Source organism: Myxococcus sp. AM011 (genome assembly GCF_013372595.1).
Lineage (GTDB): Bacteria > Myxococcota > Myxococcia > Myxococcales > Myxococcaceae > Myxococcus > Myxococcus eversor.
This window is the reverse complement of record NZ_JABXEM010000544.1, coordinates 1-1,568: the sequence shown is the minus strand read 5'-3', so window position 1 is coordinate 1,568 and position 1,568 is coordinate 1. Positions and strand designations below refer to the sequence as shown.

Genomic DNA, 1,568 nt, shown 5'->3' with positions numbered 1-1,568 from the left:
GCCGCTCACGGCCGACGACGTCCCCTCCCCCGCTCCGGGAATGGCGAGCGAGGGCTGCGTGGCGTCCGCGAAGAGCGCCCCGGGCAGCTCCCCGTCCACCGCGCTGCCCAGGATGACGCGATAGCCGGCGGGCAGCACCGACAGCACGGTGTAGCGCTGCTGGAGCGCCCCCTTCGGACAGGTGAAGGTGGCGGACAGCTCCACGAACGTCTGGCGGAGCAACGCGGTGTGGGAGGTGCGTGTGCAGGGCTGGCCGCCAGCGGTGAGCGGCATCGCGTCCCACACGCCGACCTCGAGCGCGGGACGGCGGGCGTCGAGATCCGCCTGGGACACCGTCCCATCCCCGTCCGCGTCCGCGGGGACGAGCAGGCCCAGCGTGCTGGCGGTGAGCGTGACGACCTGGCGCACCTCGGCCTCGGCGGGCCCGGCGCGGCGCACCTGCGTGTAGAGGATGTCGGCGTCGTGGGCGGAGGCGGCGCTCGACAGCAGCCACAGGCCCGCGAGCAGTCCTCTCCAGGGGAACTTCGTCATGGCGCGCGAGCCTGCCGTCCCGGGCGGCTCGCGTCCACAGCCCCCCAGGGCTATTCCGGGATGACCTCCAGTTGGATCTGCTGCCGACCGCTCAAGCCCCCATGCCGGGCGCCACAGCGGGAACAGAAGATGAGCTGATCCCACTCCCAGAGCAGCTTCACGTCCTCACCGCAGCACAGCATGGGAATCACGCGCAGCAGCTCGTCCGGCTCCGGCTCCATCGGCCCCGGCAGCGACTCCGGCGCCACCGCGACGAAGGTCGGCCGGGGGTTGAGCGACAGCGTGCGCGAGACGTGCGCGAGCTGCTCGTAGCGGACGTGGTTCGCCCACGCGCGCGCCACCGCCTCCAGATGCGTCTGCTGCGCGGGGGTGAGGAAGCCGTCCGCCTCCGCGCGATGGCCGCAGTAGGGGCAGCGCCACACGGGCAGCCCCTCCTCGCCTTCGTGCGCGTTCTCCAGCGCGAAGAAGGCCTGGAGCTTGTGCAACAGCGCGCGGGCGTCATGCGGGCCTGGCCGCGTCTTGAAGGGGCGCATGCAACTGGGACACTCGCGGCGCGTGAAGCCCGCGGTGTCCCGAGGCAGCTCCACGCCCTCCGCCTCCAGGCCCGAGCCACTCATGACAGCGCCGTCCGCCGGCCCCGCGACACCACGCCCATCACGAAGGCGAACAGCGCGAAGACCATGAACAGGTGCACCCAGTACCCCTCGGTGGAACCCGCCGTCAGGCCCAGCCCCCACAGCACCATCAGGATCATCCCTATCGTCCAGTACACGCGACACCTCCCCTCGTCCCCTAGCCGGACCGGCGCAAGCTAGGAACGCGAAAGCCCCCAGGCAACCCATGTGCTTTTCACAGGAAGCAAAGTTCCCTCTCCGGGCATTTTTTCCGACCCGTGAGAAGCCGCGCGGCCCATGAGTCAGTCGGAGTTCCAAGAGATCTAAAGGAGATAGAGGCCTGCAACCCCCGCCGAGGGCGCTGGCACGGCGCCTGCTTGGGTGTCTCCCCGTCGGAGTCGAACGAACTGGGGAGGGTGGGAT

The 1,568-nt window shown here is 70.5% G+C and carries 2 protein-coding genes and 1 pseudogene; all 3 read right to left on the bottom strand.

Annotation, left to right across the window (positions count from 1 at the left end):
- A pseudogene (locus tag HUW62_RS47190) lies at positions 1-531 on the bottom strand (HupE/UreJ family protein); the annotation flags it as partial.
- Between the two features lie 50 nt (positions 532-581).
- Entirely contained in the window at positions 582-1,148 is a 567-nt protein-coding gene (locus HUW62_RS47185; protein WP_163870457.1) for a hypothetical protein, read from the bottom strand.
- Positions 1,145-1,303 (bottom strand): lmo0937 family membrane protein, encoded by a 159-nt coding sequence (locus HUW62_RS47180; RefSeq protein ID WP_163870456.1) that lies wholly within the window; start codon positions 1,301-1,303, stop codon positions 1,145-1,147. The genes HUW62_RS47185 and HUW62_RS47180 overlap by 4 nt, the downstream gene beginning before the upstream one ends.
- Between the last annotated feature and the right edge of the window lie 265 nt (positions 1,304-1,568).